Below are 22,038 nucleotides of genomic sequence, written 5' to 3' on the forward strand. Positions count from 1 at the left end.
GCGGCTTGCACACCGGGCGGGACGTACTGCTGCGCACGGTCAGGAGCAAGTGGCGCGGGCTCGCCGCCGGCTCCCTGCTCGGCGCCGGCCACCAGGCGGGCGAGGCCCTGGTGCCCGTGCTCATCGGCCTGGCCGTCGACGAGGCCGTCGCCGGCGGCGACTGGGGACGGCTGCTGGTGTGGCTGGGCGTCCTCGCCGCCGTCTACGTCGGCCTGTCGTTCAGCTACCGCTTCGGCGCCCGCGCCGGGGAGCGCGCCGCCGAGGAGGCCGCGCACGAGCTGCGCGTCGCCGTGGTCGCCCGGGTGCTGCACCCCGGCGGCGGCGCGGACGAGGGCCGCCTGCCCGGGGCGCTGACCGGCATCGCCACCGAGGACGTCCGGCGGGTCGGCGCGGTGCTCATGGCCGTGCTGGCCGGCGTCGCCGCGCTGACCGGCCTGGTCGTGGCCGGCGTGCTGCTGCTCCGCACCTCGGTCGGGCTGGGCCTGATCGTGCTGGCCGGCACGCCCGCCCTGCTGTGGCTGGGGCACCTGCTCAGCAAGCCGCTGGAACGCCGCAGCGCCGTCGAGCAGGAGCACGCCGCGCGCGCCTCCGGCATGGCCGCCGACCTGGTGGCCGGGCTCCGGGTGCTCAAGGGCATCGGGGCCGAGCGGGCCGCGCTCGACCGGTACCGGCGTACCAGCCGGGACTCCCTCGGCGCCACCCTGCGCGCCGCCCGCGCCGAAGCCCTGCAGAACGGCGTCGTGCTCGCCCTCACCGGCGCCTTCATCGCACTGATCGCGCTGGCCGGCGGCGTCTTCGCCACCAGCGGGGCCATCACCCTGGGACAGCTCGTCTCGGCGGTCGGGCTCGCCCTCTTCCTGCAGGGGCCGCTCCAGCTCCTCGCCTGGGTGAACGCCGAGCTCGCGCAGGCCAGGGCCTCGGCGGCGCGGGTCGCGGCGCTGCTGTCCGCGCCGCCCGCCGTACCGGCCGGACCGCGCGAGCTGCCGGCGGAGGTGCGGGGCGCGCTGCGGCTGCGCTCGGTGACGCACGGCCCGCTGCGGGACCTGGACCTGGAGATCGCGGCCGGCGAGCTGGTCGGAGTGGCCGCCACCGACCCGGCGGCGGCCGCGTCCCTGGTGCGCTGCCTCGGCCGCCACGCCGACCCCGAGTCCGGGACGGTCGAGCTGGACGGGGTGCCGCTGCGCGAGCTGGACCCGGGGCGGCTGCGGGAGGCGGTGCTGGTGGCCGAGCACGAGGCCGTGCTCTTCGAGGGCACCATCACCACGAACGTCCGCCCGCCCGCCGCCACCGCCCCGCCGGCGGACGCGCTGGCCGCCGCCTGCGCGACCGACCTGCCGCCCGACACCCCCGTCAGCGAACGCGGCGGCTCCCTGTCCGGCGGCCAGCGCCAGCGCGTCGCCCTGGCCAGGGCCCTCGCCGCCGCACGCCCGGTCCTCGTCCTGCACGACCCCACCACCGCCGTGGACGCCGTCACCGAGGCGCGCATCGCGGACGGCATCCGGCGTCTGCGCCGGAACCGCACCACGGTGCTCGTGACCACCAGCCCCGCGCTGCTCGCCGTGACCGACCGCGTGCTGCTCCTGCACGACGGCCGCGTCACCGACACCGCCCCCCACACCGACCTGCTCGAACGCAACCCCGGCTACCAGGCGACGGTACTCCCATGACCCCCACCCCGCCCCAGCCCCACTCGGCCCCGCCCCAGCCCCAGCCCCATTCGGCCCAGCCTCAGCCCCAGCCCCATTCGGCCCAGCCTCAGCCCCACCCGGCCCCGGCCCAGCCCCATTCGGCCCCGCCCCAGTCGGTCCCGCCCCAGTCGGCCCCGCCCCAACCGCAGAAGCCGCCCGCCCACCACGACCGGGAGCCGTCACCCGATCCCTCCGCCCGGGAGCCGCTGCCCACCGCCTCCCCGGCCCGCACCCGCGCGGCCGTCCGGGACCTCGTCCGCCCGCACCGCCGCACCGCCCTCGCCGGTTTCGGCCTGCTCATCGCGGCCACCTCCGTGGGCCTGCTCATCCAGCCGCTGCTCGGCCACCTCGTCGACCAGGTGGCGGGCCACGAGCCCGCCACCGCGCTGGCCGCGCCCGCCGGGCTGCTGGTCCTCGTCGGCCTGGCCCAGGGCGCGCTCACCGCGTGGGGTCTGACGCTGGTGGCCAAGCTGGGCGAGACCGCCCTGGCCGACCTGCGGGAACGCTTCGTCGCCCGCGCCCTCGCGCTGCCCCTGGAACGCGCCGAGCGCGCGGGCTCCGGCGACCTGACCGCCCGGGTGACGGGCGACGTGGCGCGCGTGGCCGAGGCCGTGCGCACGGCGCTGCCCGCGCTGGCCGGGTCGCTGCTGTCGATCGTCCTGACGCTGGCCGCCCTGGCCCTGCTCGACTGGCGGTTCCTGGTGGCGGCGCTGCTGGCCGTGCCCGTGCAGGCGCACACCGCCCGCTGGTACCTCCGCCACGCCGTCCCGATCTACGCCGCCGAGCGGCTGGCGGTCGGCGAGCAGCAACAACAACTGCTCGACACCATCGCGGGGGCGTCCACCGTGCGGGCCTTCCGGAGCGAGGCCGAGCACCTGGAGCGGGTCACGGGCCGCTCACGCGCCGCGGTGGAGCTGACGATGCGCGGGGTCGGCCTGATGCTGCGCTTCTACAGCCGCCTGCACGTGGCCGAGTACGTCGGCCTCGCCGCCGTCCTCGCGGCCGGCGTCCTGCTGGTCCGCGACGGCTCGGCCACCATCGGCACCGCCACGGCCGCCGCCCTGTACTTCCACAACCTGTTCGGCCCGATCAACACCGCGCTCGCCCTGCTCGACGACGCCCAGTCGGCGACAGCCGCCCTCGCCCGCATCGTCGGCGTCACCGCGCCGGACCACGAGCCCGGCCCGCCCCCCGAACCCACCGGGAACCACGCGGGGGTGACCGTGCGCGGCCTCACCCACGCCTACGAGCCCGGCCGCCCGGTCCTGCGCGGCATCGACCTCGCCATCCGCCCGGGAGAACGCGTGGCCCTGGTCGGCGCGAGCGGCGCGGGCAAGACCACGCTGGCCAAGCTGGTCGCCGGCGTGCACGAGCCCACCGCCGGCGTCGTCGAGAAGCCGCCCGGCGTCGCCATGGTGACCCAGGAGGTGCACGTCTTCGCCGGCCCCCTGGCCGACGACCTGCGCCTGGCCCGCCCGGACGCCACCGACGACGACCTGCGCGCCGCCCTGTCCACGGTGGACGCCCTCACCTGGGTGGAGGCGCTGCCCGACGGCCTCGCCACCGTCGTCGGCGAGGGCGGCCACCGCCTGACCGGCGCGCAGCGGCAACAGCTCGCCCTGGCCCGGCTGGTCCTGGCCGACCCGGCCGTGGCGATCCTCGACGAGGCGACGGCCGAGGCCGGCAGCGTGGGCGCCCGCGTCCTGGAGCGCGCCGTCGAACGCGCCGTGGACGGCCGCACCGCCCTCATCGTCGCCCACCGCCTCACCCAGGCCGCCACCGCCGACACCGTGGTCGTCCTGGAGGACGGCCGGATCGTGGAACGCGGCTCCCACGACGACCTCCGCACCGCCGACGGCCCCTACGCCACCCACTGGGCCGCCTGGTCCACCCACCGCCCGCGACCCCCCGCCTGAACCCCGCCCGCCTTCCGGCTCCTCATCGCCCTCCTGGTCATCCTCAACCGGGAGGAGACGGTCGAGGCGTTCACCGGCCGCGCCTTCGCGCCGACCCGGGCCGCCGTCGGGGGAGGCGTCGCCGGCTCACTCGTCGTGCACGTCCTGATGGCCGCGCTCCACCTCCTGCTCGCGTGGGAGCTCCCGGCGGGGCGGCGCTGGGCGCGGGTGGTGGCGACGGTCGCGCTCGCGTACACCGTGGTCGCCGTGCTCCTCTGGGCCCCGGCCCGCGCACATCGCGCGTCGCCGCTGACGCCGGCACCGGACGACCCCGCGACGTCGCCGGCTCTCACCTCGCCTGGCGGCGCTTCCGAGGCGCGGCGGAGCGGGGCGGCTGGGCGCGCATGTGGTCGCGCACGCGGGACATGATGTCGCCGAGGTGGTGCAGGTCGTCATCGGCCAGCGCGTCGAACAGCAGGCGCCGGACGACCTCCACGTGCCCCGGCAGGAGGCGCCGGACCAGGGCCGCGCCCTTGTCGGTGATGGTGACCAGGATGGCCCGCTCGTCCTCGGGGAAGGTGCCACGGCTGATGAGGCCGGCCTTCTCCAGCAGCCCGGCCTGGTACGTCAGCCCGCTCCGGCTGTAGACGACCCCGTCGGCGAGCTGCGTCATGGTGAGCGGCCCGCCGGCGTCGGTGAGGCGGGCGAGGAGCTGGAACTGCACGTAGCTGAGGTCCCCTTCGGCGCGCAACTGCTGCTCGACGCCGTGCTGGAGCAGGCTGACGGCTTCCATGAGCGCGAAGTAGGCGCCCAGCTGCCGGGGCGCGAGCGGTTCGACGCCGTCGGCGTCCGGGTCGGCGCCCGCGTGCGTGTCGGTCATTCCTCCACCGTATCTGCTTCGAATTCGTAGCAAGGTGACGAAGGTCACTCCCTCCGAGGGTATCGCTTCGAAATCGAAGCAAGTTACTCTCAAAGTGCTTCGAGTTCGAAGCACAACGGTGAGGAGATCAGTCATGAAGGCAGTGCGTTACCACTCGTACGGCGACAGCCGGGTCCTGGTGCACGAGGACGCCGAGCGGCCGGTGGCCGGGCCGGGCCAGGTCGTGGTGAAGGTGGCCGGCACCTCGTTCAACCCGGTGGACCTCGCGATCCGCGCCGGGCACCTGGCGCAGGTGTTCCCGGTGGACTTCCCGCACATCCCGAACTTCGACGTGGCGGGCGTCGTCACCGAGGCCGGCGAGGGCGTCACCCGCTGGCGGCCCGGGGACGCCGTGGTGGCCTTCCTCCCCATGGCCGCACCCGGAGCCGCCGCCGAGTACGTCGCCGCCCCGGCCGACGCGCTGGCCGCCGCACCCCGCACCGGCGACCTCGCCGACGCCGCCGCGCTGCCCGCGACCGGGCTGACGGCGTGGCAGTCGCTGTTCGAGCACGGCGGGCTGACGGCGGGCCAGAGCGTGCTCATCCACGGGGCGGGCGGCGCGGTCGGCGGGTACGCCGTCCAGCTCGCCAAGCGGGCCGGAGCCGTCGTGACCGCGACGGCCGGCCCGCGCAGCATCGAGCGCGTCCGTTCCTACGGAGCCGACCGCGTCCTGGACCGCACCGCCGTGGCGTTGCCGGAGGCGGCGGCCGAGCAGCGGTTCGACGTCGTGCTCAACCTGGCGCCCACCAGCCCGGAGGAGACCGCGCGGCTCGTGGACCTGGTCGCGGACGGCGGCGCGTTCGTCAGCACCACCACGCCGGGGCCGGAGGACGCGGGGCGCGGCGTGCGGACCGTGCGGGTCTTCGCCCGCAGCGACGCCGCCCAGCTCGCCGAGCTGGTCGCCCGGGTGGACGCCGGTGAGCTGCGCATCCACGTGGCCGGCCGGCGTCCGCTGGCCGACCTGGCCGCCGTGCACGACGAGGCGGCCTCGGGGCGGCTGGCGGGCAAGACCGTCCTCGTCCCGTGACCTCTGGGGGCAGCGGTGGCCGCGACGCCTCGTCCTGAGGCAGGCGTCGCGTCCCCGCCAGGGGATTCCCGGCGACGCGGCGAGATCCCGCGCCCCCGGGACAAGTCCGGCCGCTCCAGCCTGGTCCGCCAGCGCAGATGAGACCGGCTCATGTTCGGTATTGCCCAACCACCGGCCGCGATGGATGCTTGCGGCAACCCCGGTACCGGCACCTGGGAGGTGGTCCCGTGCTCCACCGACTCGCCCACAGGACGGCCGCCGCCGTCCTCCTGCTGACCGGCGCGCTGATCGCGCCCGCCGCCCCGGCTCTCGCCGGCAGCCCAGCCCTGACCGACAGCCCAGCCCTGGCCGGCAGCCCAACCGGCGCCGGCAGCCCAGCCCTGGCCGGCAGCCCAACCCGCGCCGGCAGCCCAGCCCTGGCCGGCCTCCCGGCCATGACCGGCGAGGGCGCGGCACGGGCGCGGGTCGCGGCCGCGCGCGCCGTGGCCGCCGCCGACGCCCCGGTGAGCGGCTTCGTCGACGCCCACGCGCACCTGTTCTCCTACGAGGCGTTCGGCGGGCTGCTCATGTGCGGCAAGCCGTTCGACCCCGGGGGCATCGCACGCGCCCTGACCGACTGCCTCGACCACTACCCCAACGGCGAACTGGCCTGGTACGAGAACTTCACCCGCACCGGCTCCCCGACCGGCACCCACGACCCGGTGGGCTGGCCGACGTTCCGCGACTGGCCCGCCTACGACTCGCTGACCCACCAGCAGGCGTACTACACGTGGGTCGAGCGCGCCTGGCGGGCCGGTCTGCGGGTGCTGGTCAACGACCTGGTGGCCAACCGGCAGCTCTGCGCGATCTACCCGCTGAAGAAGTACTCCTGCGGCGAGATGGCCTCCATCCGCCTCCAGGCTCAGCGGGCCCGCGAGCTGCAGGACCACATCGACGCGGAGGCGGGCGGCCCCGGGCAGGGCTGGTTCCGCATCGTGAACGACCCCGCCGAGGCCAGGCGGGTGATCGCGGCGGGCAAGCTGGCCGTCGTCCTCGGGATCGAGACGTCCGAGCCGTTCGGCTGCCGCCAGGTCCTCGGCGTCCCGCAGTGCACGAAGGCGCAGATCGACCGCGGCCTCGACGAGATGTACGCGCTCGGCGTGCGCAGCATGTTCGTCTGCCACAAGTACGACAACGCCCTGTGCGGCGTGCGCTTCGACTCCGGCACCCAGGGCGCGATCGTGAACGTCGGCAACCTGCTCGCCACCGGCTCCTTCTGGCAGGCCCGCACCTGCACCGGCCCGCAGCACGACAACACGATCGACCCGGCCGGCGTGCTCCCCGACCAGATCGCGCGACTGCTGCCCCCGGGCGTGTCGCTGCCGCTGTACCCGCCCGCCCCGCACTGCAACACCCGCGGCCTGACCGCGCTCGGCGAGTACATGGTGCAGGGCATGATCCGGCGCGGCATGCTGGTGGAGCTCGACCACATGAGCGTCAAGGCCGCCGCCCGCACGCTCGACCTGCTGGAGGCCGCCCGCTACCCGGGCGTGATCTCCTCCCACAGCTGGGCCGACCCGGGCTTCTTCGCCCGGATCTACGCTCTCGGCGGGATGATCACGCAGTACGGTCACGACGCCGCCGACTTCGTCGCCGAGTGGCGGCGCACGGTCCCGCTGCGGCAGCAGTACCAGGTCGCCGGCTACGGCTACGGCTCGGACGTCAACGGCATGGGCCGGCTGCCCGCCCCGCGCGCCGGCAACGCCGCGAACCCGGTGACGTACCCGTTCACCTCCTACGACGGCAGCGCGCGCCTCGACCGGCTGCGCACCGGCGACCGCGTCTGGGACGTCAACGTGGACGGCGTCGCCAACTACGGCCTCTATCCGGACTGGATCGAGGACATGCGCCTGATCGCCGGCCCCGACCTGGTCCGCGACCTCGCGGCGGGGGCCGAGTCGTATCTGCGGACGTGGGAGGGGGCCGTCAGATCGGCCGGGTGAGCGTGACCTCGTGGGCTCGAACCCCCGCCCTGCCCGCGCAGCTCCTCGGCCACCCGCATGCTGACCAGCACGGCCACGACCGCCCCCGGCCGCAGCTCGTCGGGACGACGCAACTGGGCGTGGGGGTCGCGCCGGCCGCCGTCCTCGCGGAAGAGCGCGGCGGCCGACCGGATGAGCGCGGGGACGTCCTCGGGCCGGGCGACGCTGATGAAGGTCTCCATGCCGCCGAGGCTAATGATCTTGATTGATCATGGAAATGCCCTCCTGCGGAGCCGTCCAGCCGGCGAGGAGCTGAAGGGCCTCGGCGGTGGCCGAGCCGGGCTCGACGTTGTAGACGCACAGGGTCTGCTCGGCGTCGCCGGCCGGCTGCAGCGACTCGTAGGAGAAGTGCAGCTCGCCGACGAGCGGATGGTGGTAGGTCTTGGAGCCGTGGGTGCGGCGCAGCACCCGGTGGTCGGTCCACCAGGTGCTGAACTCGGGCGAGCGCAGCGTGAGCTCGCCCACCAGGTCGGCGAGCCGGCGGTCCTCCGGGTAGCGGCCGGCTTCGAGCCGCAGGACGGCGACGGTCTCGGCGGCGATGCGCGCCCAGTCGCCGGTGCGCTCGCGGGCCTCGGGGTCGAGGAGGTACCAGCGGGCGAGGTTGCGCCGCGGCACCGGCAGGGCCTCGAAGTCGGTCAGGACCTCGCGGGCCAGGCGGTTGGCGGCCAGCACGTCGGTGCGGCGGCCGAGGATGAACGCGGGCACGTGGTCGAGCGTCTGCAACATCAGGTGCAGCCCCGGCCGCACCCGCTGCGGGCTGACCGGGGCCGGCGCCCGGCGGCCCGGCCGCGTCAGCAGGTCGGCCAGGTGCTCGCGTTCGACGGCGTCGAGCTGGAGCGCCTGCGCGAGGGCCGCGGTGACCTCGGGCGACGGGTTGCCGGCGCGGCCCTGTTCGAGGCGGGTGTAGTACTCGGTGCTGACCCTGGCCAGGCGGGCGACCTCGTCGCGGCGCAGGCCGGGCACGCGGCGTGGACGGCCGTCGGCCGGCAGCCCGGTGCTCTCGGGGGTGATGCGGGCGCGGCGGGAGCGGAGGAAGTCGGCGAGCTCGCGGCTACGGTCCATGCCTCCCATTGTCGCCGCGCCGGGCCGGCCGAGCGCCGGCGTAGGTGGCCCTGCCAGTACCTGCCTCACCGTTACCTGCCTGGTCAGGGCCCGCTCGGCGGCCCCCGACCGGGTCGCGGGCTGGTGTGCTTGAGGGGCGGGCCTCCCACGGCTCGACCCTCCGTACGACGAAAGGCACACGCTCATGACCACGCAGACCCCTGCCCGTCCCCTCGCCGGCCGCGTGGCGGTCGTCACCGGCGCCTCCAGCGGCATCGGCGAGGCCACCGCCGAGCACCTGGCCGCGCTCGGCGCGCGCGTCGCGGTGCTGGCCCGGCGCGCGGACCGGCTGGACGACCTGGTCGCCCGCATCCGGCGCGACGGCGGCGAGGCCCTGGCCGTCGCCGCCGACGTGACCGACGCGGCGGCGGTGCGCTCGGCCGCCGGCCGGGTGGCCGCCGAGCTGGGCGTCGCCGGCCTGCTCTTCAACAACGCGGGCGTCATGCTTCCCGCGCCGGTCGAGGAGCTGGCCACCGACCAGTGGCAGCACCAGATCGACCTCAACATCACGGGGCTGATGAACGCCATCGCCGCGTTCGTCCCCCAGCTCGTCGAGGCGGCCGGCAAGGACGGCGTGGCCGACCTCATCAACACCTCGTCGATCGCGGCCCAGAACATCTTCCCGAACTTCGCCGTCTATTCCGCCTCCAAGGCGTACGTCACCCACCTGTCCCGGCACCTGCGGGCCGAGCTGGGGGCGAAGAACGTGCGCGTGTCGGCGGTCGAGCCGGGCATCGTCGGCACCGAGCTGCAGAGCCACGTCACCGACGAGGGGGCGCGCGCGTGGCTGGAGGGCTCCCGGCAGGAGATGGAGTGGCTGACGCCGGAGGACGTCGCGGCGACGGTGGGCTTCGTCGCGTCGCTGCCGCCCCGCGCGAACCTCCAGCAGGTCACCCTCATGCCGACCGGGCAGGCGAGCTGACCCGCCCGGCTCGTTCACATGTCGGTCGAACGTCCGAGGTAGGTGACCGGGCCCGGGTCGGGGACGTCGATCACGTGGAAGCCGACCCGGTCGTAGAAGGCGCGGGCCCGGGTGTTCGCGGTGAGCATGCACAGGTGCAGGGCGGGCACGCCGCCGGCCGCGAGCGCCCGGCAGAGCGTGGTCATCAGGGCCCGCCCGTGCCCGGCCCGCTGGTAGCCGGGCAGCAGGTTCATGTGCAGGTGGGCGGGGTAGGCGGCGACCTCGGGGAGGATCATCCGCTCCGGGTCGTGCATGAGGGCGACCATCTCCTCCGAGGGCGTGGCCGGCGGGTGCTCCGGAGGCGGGTAGCGGTCGATGAGCTTGGGCAGCCACTCCTCCCGGTAGGCCCGGACGAAGGCGGGCGTGTCGGCGCAGCCGACGATGTAGCCGACCGCCTGCCCGCCGTCGTCGGCCACGAAGGCGAAGCCGGGCTCGAGGTGCACGTAGGGCGCGGCGAAGATGCTGGGCATGAGGTCGAGGTCGGGGTAGAGCTCGCGCGAGTCCTCGCCGGCGTCGGCGGTCCGTACGCAGATGTCGTAGAGGGCTTCCTTGTCGGTCGCGTGCCGGTACGGCCTGATGGTGACGGTCATGCGGCTCAGGCTGACAGGCTGGGAGCGCTCCCAACAAGCCTCCGGAGGGCGCGGCCGCGGCGTTCCTCCGTGACGCGCCCGTCGCGCAGCGCCGGCACGCCGCCGACCAGCACGTGCCGCACGCCCTCCGCGTACTGCCACGGGTCGGCGAACGTGGCCAGGTCGGCGACCGCGCCCGGGTCGAGGACCGCGAGATCGGCCACCTGGCCGGGCGCCACCGTGCCGCGATCGGCCAGGCCGAGGCGGGAGGCGGGCAGCGAGGTCATCTTGCGTACCGCCTCGGCCAGGGTGACGACCTCGCGCTCCCGGACATAACGGCCGAGAACGCGAGCGAAGGTGCCGAAGCTGCGCGGATGCGGATGACCGGGCCCGGGGGCGCGCAGCACCCAGCCGTCGCTGGCCACGGCGCTCGCGGGGTGGCGGAGCACGGCGTCCACGTCCCGCTCCGCCATCGCGTGGTTGACGATCTCGACCTGGGCCCGGTGCGCGGCCAGCACGTCCAGCACGGCGGCGGCCGGCTCGACGCCGGTGTCGCGGGCGATGTCGGCGATGCTGTCGCCGACGCGGCTCTCGTACGGGCCGGGCGGCAGCGAGGCGATGACCACGCCCTCCGGCAGGAACGTGCGCCCGACGGCCGGACGCAGGTCGGCGAGCACCCGTTCCCGGGTGGCCGGGTCGGCGAGGCGCTCCAGCAGGGCGGGCACGCCGCCGTCGAGCGCCCATCCCGGCAGGCGGGAGGTGAGCGTGGTGGAGGAGGCGGTGTAGGGGTAGACGTCGCAGGCCACGTCGAAGCCGTCCGCGACGGCCTGGTCGATCATCGCCAGGGCCGTGGCGACCTTGCCGTGGTTCGCCGGGCCCATGGCCTTGAGGTGCGAGATCTGCAGCCGCACGCCGGAGGCGCGGGCGGCGGCGACGGCCTCCTCCACGGCCTCGACCAGCCGGTCGCCCTCGTCGCGCATGTGGGTGGCGTAGAGCAGGCCGTGCCGGGCGGCCTCGGTGGCGAGCGCGACCACCTCCTCGGCCCCGGCGAACGAGCCCGGCGCGTAGATCAGCCCGGTGGACAGCCCGAACGCGCCCTGCCCGGCCGCCTCCGCCAGCAGCTCGCGCATGCGGGCCAGCTCGGCGGGCTCGGCCGGGCGGCGTTCCTGGCCGAGCACGGCGGCCCGCAGCGCGCCGTGCCCGACGAGCGGCGCGATGTTGACGGCCGGCCGGGCAGCGTCCACGGCGTCGGCGAACAGGCCGAACTCGCGGTACGGGCCCTCGTGCGCGGGGAACGGCGACATGCCGCAGTTGCCGGTGACGAGGGTGGTGACGCCCTGCCGCAGGCACGCCTCGGCCTCGGGCGCGTCGATGACGGTGAAGTCGGCGTGCGAGTGCAGGTCGACGAAGCCGGGGGTGACGACCAGCCCGGTGGCGTCGAGGACGTCCGCCGCCGGGGCCCCCGCGTCCGCGGCACCCTCGCTCACCTCGGTGACGCGGCCGTCCCTGATGCCGACGTCGGCCCGGCGCGGCGGGGCGCCGGTGCCGTCGACCAGGGTGCCGCCGGTGATCAGGACGTCGTAAGGGGCGCTCACGCGATGCTCTCCTCGAGAAGGGTTCCGGACGGTCACAACAGCACGGCCAGCAGCGCCGTGTACAGCACGCACGCCGGGACGAGCAGCGCCCACCCCGCGCCCAGCAGGTACGGCAGCCGCGTCGCCCGCGCCAGGCCCATGCAGCCGACCATGTTGGCGTTGGGCAGCGGGCCGTAGGTGTCGGCCTTCGACGCCCACAGCAGGATGATCACCCAGGCGGCCGGGCCCACGCCGAGGCTGTCGCCGAGCGGCCCGAACACCTCGCCCACCAGGATCACCTGCGCCGCCGTCGCGCCGGGCACGCCCACCCAGCCGAGCGCCGCCACCGCCAGCGCGAACGGCAGCGCCGACATCGCGCCGAGCCGCGGGCCGAAGGTCTCCAGCACCACGTCGTACGGCTTGACCAGGTCGATGAAGCCGAACAGCGCGGCCAGCATCCAGAACAGCAGCAACATCGGCACCATCCTGCGCGCCCCCGCGCCGAGCGCCCGCAGCGCCCGGCCGGGCGACAGACGGGCCGCGACCGCCGTCGCCAGCGCCATCACCGGCAGGGCGACCAGCGGGAACGTCGTGCCCGCCCCGCTCCACGTGGCGTACCCGACGGCCGCGACCAGCGTGCCGGCGAACGCCCAGGCGGCGGCACGCGCCCCCGGGTGGGCCGCCTGCTCCGGCTCGGCGGCCTCCTCCGGGTCGTAGAGGTCGCCGCGGGCCGCGCTGCGCCGCTGCACCCACGGCACGATCACGGCGGCCAGCAGCAGCGACAACACCGCGAGCGGGCCCGCGCCGACCGCCACGTACGTGGGGTAGCCGACCTCGGCGACCTTCATGATGGCGACGTTCGAGCCGGCGAACGGGGCCAGCGCGAGCCCCGCGCACCCGCCGAGGAACATGGTGACCGCCGTCGCCGACCGGGTGAAGCCGGCGCGGGCGGCGAGCGGGATGAGCAGCGGCGCGGCGATCGCCAGGGCGCCGGCCAGCGTGCCGAGGCTGACGACCAGCACCAGGCAGGCGAGCATCATGCCGTACATGAGCGCGGTCCGGCCGCGGCCCCCGAAGGCCCGCAGGATGCCGCGGACCATGGTGTCGGCCACGCCGGTGACGCGCAGCACCTCGCCCACCGCCGCGCCGAACACGATGATCAGGCCGATGACCGTGACCGGGTCCGTCACGGACGCCCCGAGCACGCGCGCCGCCTCGCCCGGCGCGGGCAGCGCGACCAGCGCGGCGGCGGCGAGCGCGACCGCGGTGACCACGACCAGGTTCAGGCCGGTCAAGGACAGGACGGCGTACAGGCCGATGGGCAGCAGGCCCCAGACGGTGGGGGCGTCGGTGGCGAGCCCGGCGGCCAGGGCGGCGGCCAGCGCCAGCGCGACGGGAACGGCATGCCGCCGCCACCTCGCCGTCCCGCTCCGGGCGGTGCCCGGCCGCTCGGTTCCGGTCCGCGCGGTCACCGGGCCGGCTCCAGGAGGGCGGCGAGCGCGCCCGCGTGGGCGAGCCCGCCGGCCGCCGCGATCTCGTCGAGGGTCTGCTCGGGCCGGACGGTGGCCAGCCGCACCTCGCCGCCGTCCGCGACCGTGAAGCCGTGGACGGCCGGGTAGGGCAGGCTGTTGTACGCCCACGGCGTCGAGAAGTAGTAGGCCCCGGTGTCGCGCAGCACGACGATGTCGCCCTCCGCCAGCTCCGGCAGCTCCCTGGCGTGCGCCACCACGTCGCCGGCGAAGCAGCACGGCCCGGCCACGTCCTGGGCCAGGAGGGGGCCGTCCTTGGGCCGGCCGGCGGCGTCGAAGGCGGCCACGCGGAGCGGCCAGGCGTCCGGCATGAGGACGGTGCGGGTGGCGACCTGCGCGCCCGCGTGGGTGATCGCGATCCGCCGGCCGCCCGCGTCCTTGGTGTACTCGACCAGGGCCGCGATGAAGCCGTTCTTGGCCAGCAGCGAACGGCCGAACTCGGTGACGAGCGCGTAGCGGCCGTCGAGGAGGTCCGGGACGGCGGCGCGCAGGGCGGCGACGTACTCGGCGAAGGTCGGGGTGTCGGCGTCGCCGGCGAAGTTCACCGGCAGGCCGCCGCCGATGTCCAGGCTGGTGATCTGCCGGCGGCCGGCCAGGGCGTTGACCTCCTCCGCCAGCAGGTAGGTCTCGGCGACCCCCGCCGCGATGAGCTCCAGCGGGCAGCCCTGCGAGCCGACGTGCGCGTGCAGCCGGGTCAGCCAGGGACGCTCGGCGAAGGCGCGCACCACCCGCTCGCGGTTGCCGGGGTCGCGCAGCGCCACCCCGAACTTGGAGGTGGCGGTCGCGGTGCTCATCGCGCCGATCGAGCCGGTCCCCACCTGCGGGTTCACCCGCAGCCCCACCACGGACGCGGACGCCGGGGAGCGCAGGGCGTCGATGCGGCGCAGCTCGTCCAGGTTGTCGGCGTTGACCGCGACGCCGAGCGCGAGGGCGTGCGCCAGCTCGGCGCGCGTCTTCGCGGGCGAGTCGAGGACGATGTCGCCGGCCGCGAACCCGGCCTCCAGCGCCAGGCGCAACTCGCCCGGGCTGGCCACCTCGCAGCCCATGCCCTGCCCGGCGAGCAGCCGCAGGACCGGGATCAGGGACGCCGCCTTGGCGGCGAAGGTGTGCAGCACCCGGGGCGCGGGGGCGAACGCCCGGTGGAGCGCGGCGACCGAGTCGCGGACGCCCTCGACGTCCACGAACCCGGCGACCGGGTGCTCGGGGCCGAGCGCGCCGGCGGCCACGGCGTGCCGGACCACGTCGGTGACGCGGGCGGCGGCGGGGGTGCGGCTGGGAGAGAGCGTGGGGCTGCCTGAGATCACGTACGGGGCTCCGGGGCGACGCGGCGTGGGCCTTTTCGGGTGGGGACAAAACGAGATTCGGGCATACGGCGGCGTCCGGTCTTCATCCGGCAGGCCAAAGGACGTCCCTCGTTTTGGCCTGCCGGCCAAAACCCCGTCAGCGGCCGCGGCCGACCAGGCGCACCGCGAGAGTGATCAGCAGGCGGGTGTCGGGGTCGTCCAGGTCCACGCCGTACCGCTCGCGGGCCCGGCGGAGGCGGTAGCGGAGGGTGTTGGGGTGCAGGACCAGGCGGCCGGCGGCGCGGCTGACGTCGCCGGCGGCGTCCAGGTAGGCGGCGATCGAGCGGACCAGCTCGCCGCCGGCCGCCAGGTCGGCCCTGACCAGGTCGTACACCGGGCCGGTGCCCCGCTCCCAGACGGGACGGACGGCGTCCAGCACGCGCTGCACGTCCAGGGCCGGACCCAGCTCAGCGGCCGACGCATGGCGGCGCGGCGCCCCGCCGGCCCGCGCGCCGTCCACCCCGGGCAGGCCGCCACCGGCCCGCCCACCCGCTGACCCCGGCAGGCCGCCACCGGCTCGCCCACCCGCCGACCCCGGCAGGCCGCCTCCGGCCCGCCCACCCGCCGACCCTGGCAGGCCGCCACCGGCCCGCCCACCGGCGCGCCCTGGCAGGCCGCCACCAGTCCGCCCGCCGGCCGGCCCGGGCAGGTCGTCGTCGGCGGCGCGTTCGCGCAGCACGCGGATGACGAGCTCGGCGTCCTCGCGGGAGTCGGCGGCGCGCAGCGGGGACGGCACGACGGGCCCCGCCCCCACCCACACCGGCCCCACCCCACCCTGGCCCACCCCACCCTGGCCCACCCCACCCTGGCCCACCCCACCCTGGCCCATCCCACCCTGACCCGCGCTGCTCCGGCCCGCGCTGCTCCGGCCCGCGGTGCTCTGGCCGGCGGTGTGCAGGGAGGCGGCGAGGGTGTCCAGCTCCCTGGCCAGGGCGAGCACGTCCCGCTCGTCGCCCCGCCGGACCGGCATCAGCGCCGTCACCCGCCCGGCGTCCCGCAGCACCCGGACGCCGGACCGGTAGGACGCGGCCTGCACCGCCAGCAGCCCCAAAGTCCGCTCCACGGCCGCCTGCCGCTGCACCGCCCCCGCGTCGGCCCACCCCTCGACAACCCCAGGATCGGCCCCGCGATCGGCCCCAGGATTGGCCCCGCGATCGACCCCAGGATTGGCCCCGCGATCGGCCGCGCGATCGGGCGCGAGCGCGCGATCGGGCGCGGGCGCGCGATCGGGCGCGGGACCAAAGGGGCGCGCGGTTCCCGAAGCCGGGGCGGGTTCGGCGATCACCACCGCGCAGGGCAGGTCCGGGGCGAGCCCGAGCGTCCAGGCGTGGGTGCTCAAGTCCCCCCGCCCCGCGAGCAGCTCGCGCAGCGCGTGCTCCTCGCGCCGCCGCGCGCCGCTCTCCCGCAGCCGGTGCTGCACCAGGTACGGCACCGCCACCTCGGCCGCCCGCCGCAGCGCCCGCGCCGCGCCGGGGGTGAGCGGGCTGCCGCCGTCCGCGGCCGCCCAGATGGAGCCCAGCATCTCCCGCCCGCTGCGGATGGCGATGATCAGCCGCTCCGGGCTCGAACCGTCGGCGGGCCGGTGGATCACCTCGTCCGAGGACCACAACGTCCGGAGCAGGCCGCTGCGCCGCAGCTCCTCCACCCGCCAGTCCGGCACGCGCCCGCCGAGGATGGTGGAGCGGCGCAGCTCGTCGGCCCCGGGGCCGGTGGCGGAGTGGGCGAGCACGCGGAAGCCGGTGTCCTCGATCGTGATCGACCCGCCGGTGAACTCGGCCACGGCCGACGCCAGCGCCGCCAGCCCGCCTCCGGCCGTGGCGTCGGCCATGCGGTCCCCGCGCCCGGCCCCGGCGTAGGCGGCGGCCGAGCGTACGAGGGTGGCGACGTCGTCCCAGTCGGCCCACTCGGCGCGCGCGAGCAGCGCGATCCCGGCCCGCTCCGCGACGGCCCGCTCCGCGACGGCCGGCCCTCCGGACCTGGCGCCGCCCTCCCCGGCGCCCTCCCCGGCACCATGCCCGGCACCATGCCCGGCGCCATGCCCGGCGCCATGCCCGGCCCCGTCCCCGCCGCTCCCCCCGGCGTGCCGGGCGGGTTCCGCGGCGGGCTCCGGGAAGGGCTCGTCCGTGGCCGGGGGCTCGTCATCGAAGGCCGGGGGCGCGTCCAGAGGTGGGGGCTCGCGGAGGACCACGGCGGCGGCGCCGCGCGCGGCGGCCTCGCGGATGAACCCGGTGACGGACGGCACCGTCCCCGCCGCGAGCACGATCCGCCCCGCGTACGAGCGCTCCGCCCCCTCGTCCCCGATGATCATCCCGGTGACCGCCACGTCCTGCCCCGACGGCGCGAGCAGCAGCCGCAGGATGCCGCCCTCGTCGAAAGCGAGCAGCTCGCGAAGGGTGAGCGCGGCGTCCCGGGTGGTGCGTTCGGCCATGCCGGGGAGCATACGTAAACGGCCGGCCCTTTCCGGACACGGGGTCCAGGAGGGCCGGCCGCACGGACCGGGCTCACACCGCGAGCCGCCGCTCGCGCGCCGGGACCAGGCTGGCGCCGAGGGCGCGCGCGCCGACCACCATGGCCGCCGCGGCGAGGACGATGTCCTTGAAGATGTACTGGGCCTCAAGGGTGGGCGTGCCGGGGAACAGGTCGGTGAAGAACAGCGCGTACGGGGCGAAGAACCCGACCATCGCGCCGGCCATCACGACCAGGCCGGTCTTCAGCAGCCGGCCCGTCACCAGCGTGAGGCCGATGAAGACCTCCATCCCGGCGATCACTGCTTGCGCCGCGTAGCCCGACAGCAGCCCCATGGACAGCTTCTCCAGCGTGGCCACCGACAGCGCCTCCGCCGGGCTCACGCCGGGGAAGAACTTCAGCGTCCCGAAGGCCACGAAGACCAGCCCGAGGCTGACCCGCAGGACGTCGATGCTGTGCCGGGTCAGCCACGCGGCCAGCTTGGTGATCAGGTTGTCGATGGTGGCGGTCATGTCTGCGCTCCCTGCCGAGGTCCGAAGTCCGACGTCCTCAAGACTGCGGGAACCGGCGGCGGCGGACATCCGGCCGGGGGCGGCACCCGGCGTACGCCGCCGCACGTACGCGGGGGCCGCCGCGTACGCCCCCGGTCCTCAGGGATGCGCCCTAGGGGACGGGGCCCGGCACGTCGGCCCGCCCGGGCCCGTACTCCGGCGGGCGTAGGAGACCCCCTTACCGTCGCCGCCGCTGGGTAGTGGAGAACGGCACACGTCCGACCGAACCACGACAGAAGGCATGGCCCACTTAGCGATCGATGTCAGGCACCGGCCCGGCTTCCACCTGGTGACATTGGAGGGCGATCTGGACCGGCAGACCCGGCCCGGCCTCCACCGGCTCGTCGACCCGCTGCTCGACGGCCACGCCCCCCGGATCGTGGTCGACACGGCCGCCCTGCTGTTCTGCGACTCGCACGGGCTGTCGGCGCTGGTGGACAGCCAGCAGCGGGCGGAGGAGCGCGGGGGCGGGCTGCGGCTCATCGGCGTCCAGGGCACGCTGGCCCAGCTGCTGGTCGTGACGCAGCTCGTCGACGTGTTCCCGCCGTACACGAGCCTGGCGCAGGCGTCGCGGTGGCCGCGGCGCCGCGGGTGACCGGCGCCGCCCGTGGTCAGGGCTCGCCGGGGTGCTCGTCCTCGCGGGGGACGGCGTTGCCGTGCAGAGTGGGGTGTCGGCGGTTCAGGCGCAGGCGGAGCCGGCTGCCGCCGCCGGGATGGTCGATGTGCACCTCATCGCATAACCGGGCGATCACCCAGAGCCCGTACCCGTGCCGGGCGAGCGGCGGCGGCACCGCGGTGAGCCGGCGGAAGCGCTCGTCGGTCAGCGTCCCGGCGGGGTCGCACACCTCGATCCAGAGCCCGTCGCCGTCGGCGTGGGCCACCACCACGCCCGAGCCCCCGCCGTGCTCCAGGACGTTGTCGGCGGCCTCGTTGACCACCAGCACGACGTCGCGCAGCCGCGCGCCGGTGAAGCCGGCCGCCAGGGCGTAGGCCTGCACCCGCTCGCGCAGCTTCCCCAGCTCCGGGGTGATCGGCCAGCGCAGCGGCGCCTGCTCGGCCATGCCCGTCCTCCCCTGCCCTGCTCGCCACTCCTCGCGCGGCTCGGCGGCCATCTTCCCGCACCCAGCATGCCCATGCGCGCGGCGGCCCGGCCACCCGCACGGACACTACGGCTTGTCTGGTACGCATCGCGGCGCCGCCCGCGTTCACTCCCATGCCGTCTCGCGCTGCGCCGGGGACGGGGGCGGCGGCCGCTCCCACACTGGGGGCATGACCTACCCTCCACAACCTCCGCCCTATCCGCAGCCACGCCAGGGCGGCCCGCCCGGCTTACCGGAGCGCCGCGGCCCCTACGACCCCCCGGCCTCCTACGGCCCGACCGGCTATGACCGGCCGGCCTCCTACAACCCGCCGGCCCATGACCCGACGGCCTCCTACGGCGCGCCGGTCCACGACCCGACGGTCCCGTACGACGCGCCGCCCGCGCGCCTCCCCCAGTACGGCCTGCCCCCGGCACCCTACGAGCCGCCCCGGCGCAACACCGCCCTGGTCGTCGGGCTGTCGGTCGGCCTGGGCGCGCTCCTGCTGGGCGGCGGCGCGTACGGCGCGATCCGCGCCGCGAGCGCCCGCCCCTCCCTGTCCCTCCCGGGCAACGCCGCGTCCCGGCCGGCCGCCGCGCCGACGACGGTGCCGTGGGCCTCGGACCCCCCGAGCGACCAGCCGAACGACCAGCCGAGCGACGAGCCGGACGACCAGCCCTCGGGCCAGCCGTCGGGCCGGCCGTCGCCACAACCCAGGGGCACCACTCACGCCGTGCCGGGCTCGCCGATCACGAACACCGAGTTCGGCGACTGGGCGTTCGCCGCCGGCCGCGTCCGGTTCGCGGCCGACAGGAAGGGCGGCTGGACGTACGACACGTGCGAGCCGGTGGACGCGCAGGGCGTCCTGGCGAAGAACGACTGCGAGCGCGCCACGCAGGTCGCCTACTCGGCGTACCGGGGGCACCTGAAGGCGGTGCAGGTGGTGATGGCGTTCCCGACGGACAAGGCCGCCAAGACCGCCGAGACGCGGCTGCTCAAGCTGACCTCCGACGGGGTGAACATCCGGAGGGACATGGTGCAGGCCGCGTACGCGTACGGCCGGGTCCGCACCAACGCGATCAAGAAGTACCTCATCGTCACGGTCGTCACCGCCGACCGGACGGCGCGGGCCAAGGCGTCGAAGTTCCACCTCTACCTGCAGGCCGACGCCCTCAGGTACTTCCTCCTGCGGGACGTGACGATCACGAGCTGACCTCAGAGGCCGCCCAGCGCGGACGGGGCCGGGGCGGCGGGACGGCGGTCGCGGAAGATCCAGCCGCCCGCCACGCCGGCGAGGAAGCCGAACACGTGGGCCTGCCAGCCGATGCCCTCCTGCGGCAGCAGCCCGGCGAACTGGTAGGCGAAGCACAGCGCCATGACGACGCCGAGCACGATGTCGATCAGGTGCCGGTCGAACAGGCCGCGGACCAGCACGTAGCCGAAGTAGCCGAACACGACGCCGCTCGCGCCCGCCCCGACGGCCGACGGGCTCGCCGTCAGCCACTCCCCGAGCCCGCTGACCAGGACGATGACCGCCGTCACGGCGAAGAACCTGGCCACCCCGCGGTAGGCGGCGAGGAAGCCGAAGACGAACAGCGGCCCGGAGTTGCCCTCGATGTGCCCCCAGCTCCAGTGCAGGAACGCCGAGGTCACGATGCCCGGCAGGGTGTCGGGGTTCCAGGCCTGGACCCCGTACTCGCGGCTCAGCGCGTAGCCGGTCGCCCAGTTGGGGATCTGCAGGATCCAGATGACGGCCAGGAACCCCACCATCACCCATAACGCCTTGCGGGCCTCCGCGATCATGATCTCGGCCGTCTGACCTTTGGTCTCCACCGGGCTTCTCCCCCTGAGCTGGTCCGCGCGGGCGCACGACAGTATGGGGGCAGGAGATCACGACAGGGACATCGGACGGCGTCGATTCCGGCCGGGACGCATCACTTCCGGCCGTACGCGGCGTGCTCCGCGATGTCGATCTTCGACCGGTCGGGCAGCGCCAGGGTGGCGGCGAACCCGACCACCGCCCCCACGATCATGAAGATCGCGATGGCCTGCCAGCCGTAGTCGTGCAGCAGCCACGTCGCGATCAGCGGCGCGGGGCCGCCGGCCACGATCGAGGCGAGCTGGTAGCCGAGACCCGCGCCGCCGTACCTGAGGCTGGTGGGGAAGCTCTCGGCGATCAGCGACGCCTGCGGGCCGTACTCCATGGAGTGCTGGAGCTGCGTGATGATGATCGTGGCGAAGACGACGGCCACGATGCCGGTGTTGAGCAGCAGGAAGTACGGGAACGCCACCACCGCCAGCAGCGCGGCCCCGGTGGCGTAGATCAGCCGCCGGCCCACCCGGTCGCTGAGGTGCCCGAAGAACGGGATCGCCGCCAGCTCCACCACGGCCGCGCAGGTCACGGCGGTCAGCGCGATCGTCCGCGACAGGTGGAGGTGCTGGGTCACGTACGTGATGGCGAACGTGGTGAACAGGTAGAACGGCATCTGCTCGGACACCCGCAGCAGCGCGCTGAGCACGACCTCCTTGGGGTGGCGCCGCAGGACCTCGAACACCGGCAGCCGCGCCACGTCGCCCCGCTCCACCACGCGGGCGAACATCGGCGTCTCCAGCACCTTCAGCCGCACCCACAGCCCGACCGCGACCAGCAGCAGGCTGGCCAGGAACGGCACCCGCCAGCCCCAGTCCTTGAACGCGTCGCCGGCGGTGGCGGCCAGCAGCGACATCGCGCCGGTGCCGAGGATGAGGCCGATCGGCACGCCGACCTGCGGCCAGCTCGCCATGAGCCCGCGCCGCCGCTGGTCGCCCCACTCCATGGACAGCAGCACCGACCCGCTCCACTCGCCGCCGACCGCGATGCCCTGCACGACGCGGAGCACGACGAGGATGACGGGCGCGGCCACGCCGATCGAGTCGGTGCCGGGCAGCACGCCGATGAGCGCGCTGGCCACGCCCATGAGCAGCAGCGTGACGATGAGCGTGGCCTTGCGGCCGATCCGGTCGCCCCAGTGCCCGAAGATCGCCGCGCCGACCGGGCGGGCGGCGAAGCCCACGAAGTTCGTGGCGAAGGCCGCGAGGGTGCCGGCGTACGGGGTCGACTTGGGGAAGAAGACCTCGGCGAAGACGACCGCGGCGGCGGTGTTGTAGAGGAAGAAGTCGTACCACTCGATGGCGGTGCCCACCACGCTGGCCGTGGCGGCCTTGCGGACCTGTGCCCTGTGCTCGGATGTCGTCAGCTCGGTCACCTGTGTGCCTCCGGGGAGTGCGGCCCGGGATCCGTGCGCGGCGCCCGCGCACAGATCGTGTATACAGAAT

Annotated in this window: 18 protein-coding genes; 7 read left to right on the forward strand and 11 right to left on the reverse strand. The window is 75.5% G+C overall.

Annotation, left to right across the window (positions count from 1 at the left end; genetic code table 11):
* The first annotated feature begins 5 nt into the window (after window positions 1-5).
* Both MF672_RS45170 and MF672_RS45175 read left to right on the forward strand, forming a co-directional pair.
* On the forward strand, window positions 6-1,667 hold the full coding sequence (locus MF672_RS45170; RefSeq protein ID WP_242381684.1) for an ABC transporter ATP-binding protein: 1,662 nt from the start codon (window positions 6-8) through the stop codon (window positions 1,665-1,667).
* The gene (locus MF672_RS45175; RefSeq protein ID WP_242381685.1) at window positions 1,664-3,604 is read left to right on the forward strand and encodes an ABC transporter ATP-binding protein; all 1,941 of its coding nucleotides are present in this window, start codon (window positions 1,664-1,666) and stop codon (window positions 3,602-3,604) included. The genes MF672_RS45170 and MF672_RS45175 overlap by 4 nt, the downstream gene beginning before the upstream one ends.
* Before the next feature lie 328 nt (window positions 3,605-3,932).
* Here MF672_RS45175 and MF672_RS45180 read toward each other — a convergent pair whose 3' ends face one another.
* Window positions 3,933-4,463 (reverse strand): MarR family winged helix-turn-helix transcriptional regulator, encoded by a 531-nt coding sequence (locus tag MF672_RS45180; protein ID WP_242381686.1) that lies wholly within the window; start codon window positions 4,461-4,463, stop codon window positions 3,933-3,935.
* A 133-nt stretch (window positions 4,464-4,596) separates the two neighbouring features.
* Here MF672_RS45180 and MF672_RS45185 point away from each other — a divergent pair, with 133 nt between their 5' ends.
* Window positions 4,597-5,529, forward strand: coding sequence for an NADP-dependent oxidoreductase (locus MF672_RS45185; RefSeq protein ID WP_242381687.1), 933 nt, complete (start codon window positions 4,597-4,599; stop codon window positions 5,527-5,529).
* Between the two features lie 227 nt (window positions 5,530-5,756).
* Entirely contained in the window at window positions 5,757-7,511 is a 1,755-nt protein-coding gene (locus MF672_RS45190) for a membrane dipeptidase (RefSeq protein ID WP_242381688.1), read from the forward strand.
* Between the two features lie 231 nt (window positions 7,512-7,742).
* Here the strand turns inward: MF672_RS45190 and MF672_RS45195 are convergent, their stop codons facing one another.
* Window positions 7,743-8,612 carry a helix-turn-helix transcriptional regulator gene (locus tag MF672_RS45195; protein ID WP_242381689.1) on the reverse strand — a complete coding sequence of 290 codons (870 nt, stop codon included), beginning with the start codon at window positions 8,610-8,612 and terminating at the stop codon, window positions 7,743-7,745.
* 184 nt (window positions 8,613-8,796) lie between these two features.
* Between MF672_RS45195 and MF672_RS45200 the strand changes: the two genes are divergently transcribed.
* Window positions 8,797-9,573: an SDR family oxidoreductase gene (locus MF672_RS45200; protein WP_242381690.1), complete on the forward strand. Its 777-nt coding sequence runs from the start codon at window positions 8,797-8,799 to the stop codon at window positions 9,571-9,573.
* Between the two features lie 14 nt (window positions 9,574-9,587).
* Here the strand turns inward: MF672_RS45200 and MF672_RS45205 are convergent, their stop codons facing one another.
* From MF672_RS45205 to MF672_RS45230, 6 genes are all read right to left on the reverse strand, one after another.
* Window positions 9,588-10,202, reverse strand: a complete 615-nt coding sequence (locus tag MF672_RS45205) for a GNAT family N-acetyltransferase (protein WP_242381691.1) — start codon at window positions 10,200-10,202, stop codon at window positions 9,588-9,590.
* A gap of 5 nt (window positions 10,203-10,207) precedes the next feature.
* Complete coding sequence (locus MF672_RS45210; RefSeq protein WP_242381692.1) at window positions 10,208-11,776, reverse strand: N-acyl-D-amino-acid deacylase family protein; 1,569 nt, start codon at window positions 11,774-11,776, stop codon at window positions 10,208-10,210.
* A 32-nt stretch (window positions 11,777-11,808) separates the two neighbouring features.
* Entirely contained in the window at window positions 11,809-13,227 is a 1,419-nt protein-coding gene (locus tag MF672_RS45215; protein WP_242381693.1) for a Na+/H+ antiporter NhaC family protein, read from the reverse strand.
* The gene (locus MF672_RS45220) at window positions 13,224-14,588 is read right to left on the reverse strand and encodes a type III PLP-dependent enzyme domain-containing protein (RefSeq protein WP_242381694.1); all 1,365 of its coding nucleotides are present in this window, start codon (window positions 14,586-14,588) and stop codon (window positions 13,224-13,226) included. Before MF672_RS45220 ends, MF672_RS45215 begins: the two co-directional genes overlap by 4 nt.
* A 136-nt stretch (window positions 14,589-14,724) precedes the next feature.
* The gene (locus MF672_RS45225) at window positions 14,725-17,055 is read right to left on the reverse strand and encodes a helix-turn-helix domain-containing protein (protein ID WP_247815778.1); all 2,331 of its coding nucleotides are present in this window, start codon (window positions 17,053-17,055) and stop codon (window positions 14,725-14,727) included.
* A gap of 73 nt (window positions 17,056-17,128) precedes the next feature.
* Window positions 17,129-17,605, reverse strand: a complete 477-nt coding sequence (locus MF672_RS45230) for a DoxX family protein (RefSeq protein WP_242383669.1) — start codon at window positions 17,603-17,605, stop codon at window positions 17,129-17,131.
* A gap of 280 nt (window positions 17,606-17,885) precedes the next feature.
* On the opposite strand from MF672_RS45230, the gene MF672_RS45235 reads away from it, so the two are divergent.
* On the forward strand, window positions 17,886-18,239 hold the full coding sequence (locus tag MF672_RS45235; RefSeq protein WP_242383670.1) for an STAS domain-containing protein: 354 nt from the start codon (window positions 17,886-17,888) through the stop codon (window positions 18,237-18,239).
* Between the two features lie 16 nt (window positions 18,240-18,255).
* Here the strand turns inward: MF672_RS45235 and MF672_RS45240 are convergent, their stop codons facing one another.
* A complete protein-coding gene (locus MF672_RS45240; protein ID WP_242383671.1) occupies window positions 18,256-18,756 on the reverse strand; it encodes an ATP-binding protein in 501 nt (166 codons plus the stop codon).
* 157 nt (window positions 18,757-18,913) lie between these two features.
* On the opposite strand from MF672_RS45240, the gene MF672_RS45245 reads away from it, so the two are divergent.
* Window positions 18,914-19,936, forward strand: coding sequence for a hypothetical protein (locus MF672_RS45245; protein WP_242383672.1), 1,023 nt, complete (start codon window positions 18,914-18,916; stop codon window positions 19,934-19,936).
* A gap of 2 nt (window positions 19,937-19,938) precedes the next feature.
* Here MF672_RS45245 and MF672_RS45250 read toward each other — a convergent pair whose 3' ends face one another.
* A complete protein-coding gene (locus MF672_RS45250; RefSeq protein WP_242383673.1) occupies window positions 19,939-20,556 on the reverse strand; it encodes a rhomboid family intramembrane serine protease in 618 nt (205 codons plus the stop codon).
* 101 nt (window positions 20,557-20,657) lie between these two features.
* A complete protein-coding gene (locus MF672_RS45255; protein ID WP_242383674.1) occupies window positions 20,658-21,968 on the reverse strand; it encodes an MFS transporter in 1,311 nt (436 codons plus the stop codon).
* Window positions 21,969-22,038 lie beyond the last annotated feature (70 nt).

Source organism: Actinomadura luzonensis (assembly GCF_022664455.2).
GTDB lineage: Bacteria > Actinomycetota > Actinomycetes > Streptosporangiales > Streptosporangiaceae > Nonomuraea > Nonomuraea luzonensis.

Bases quoted from the DNA above. Each gene is read 5' to 3' on its own strand.
- MF672_RS45185 (WP_242381687.1), top strand. From the start codon at position 4,597: ATGAAGGCAGTGCGTTACCACTCGTACGGCGACAGCCGGGTCCTGGTG.
- MF672_RS45205 (WP_242381691.1), bottom strand. From the start codon at position 10,202: ATGACCGTCACCATCAGGCCGTACCGGCACGCGACCGACAAGGAAGCC.
- MF672_RS45225 (WP_247815778.1), bottom strand. From the start codon at position 17,055: ATGGCCGAACGCACCACCCGGGACGCCGCGCTCACCCTTCGCGAGCTG.
- MF672_RS45200 (WP_242381690.1), top strand. From the start codon at position 8,797: ATGACCACGCAGACCCCTGCCCGTCCCCTCGCCGGCCGCGTGGCGGTC.
- MF672_RS45175 (WP_242381685.1), top strand. From the start codon at position 1,664: ATGACCCCCACCCCGCCCCAGCCCCACTCGGCCCCGCCCCAGCCCCAG.
- MF672_RS45235 (WP_242383670.1), top strand. From the start codon at position 17,886: ATGGCCCACTTAGCGATCGATGTCAGGCACCGGCCCGGCTTCCACCTG.
- MF672_RS45230 (WP_242383669.1), bottom strand. From the start codon at position 17,605: ATGACCGCCACCATCGACAACCTGATCACCAAGCTGGCCGCGTGGCTG.
- MF672_RS45240 (WP_242383671.1), bottom strand. From the start codon at position 18,756: ATGGCCGCCGAGCCGCGCGAGGAGTGGCGAGCAGGGCAGGGGAGGACG.
- MF672_RS45180 (WP_242381686.1), bottom strand. From the start codon at position 4,463: ATGACCGACACGCACGCGGGCGCCGACCCGGACGCCGACGGCGTCGAA.
- MF672_RS45245 (WP_242383672.1), top strand. From the start codon at position 18,914: ATGACCTACCCTCCACAACCTCCGCCCTATCCGCAGCCACGCCAGGGC.
- MF672_RS45195 (WP_242381689.1), bottom strand. From the start codon at position 8,612: ATGGACCGTAGCCGCGAGCTCGCCGACTTCCTCCGCTCCCGCCGCGCC.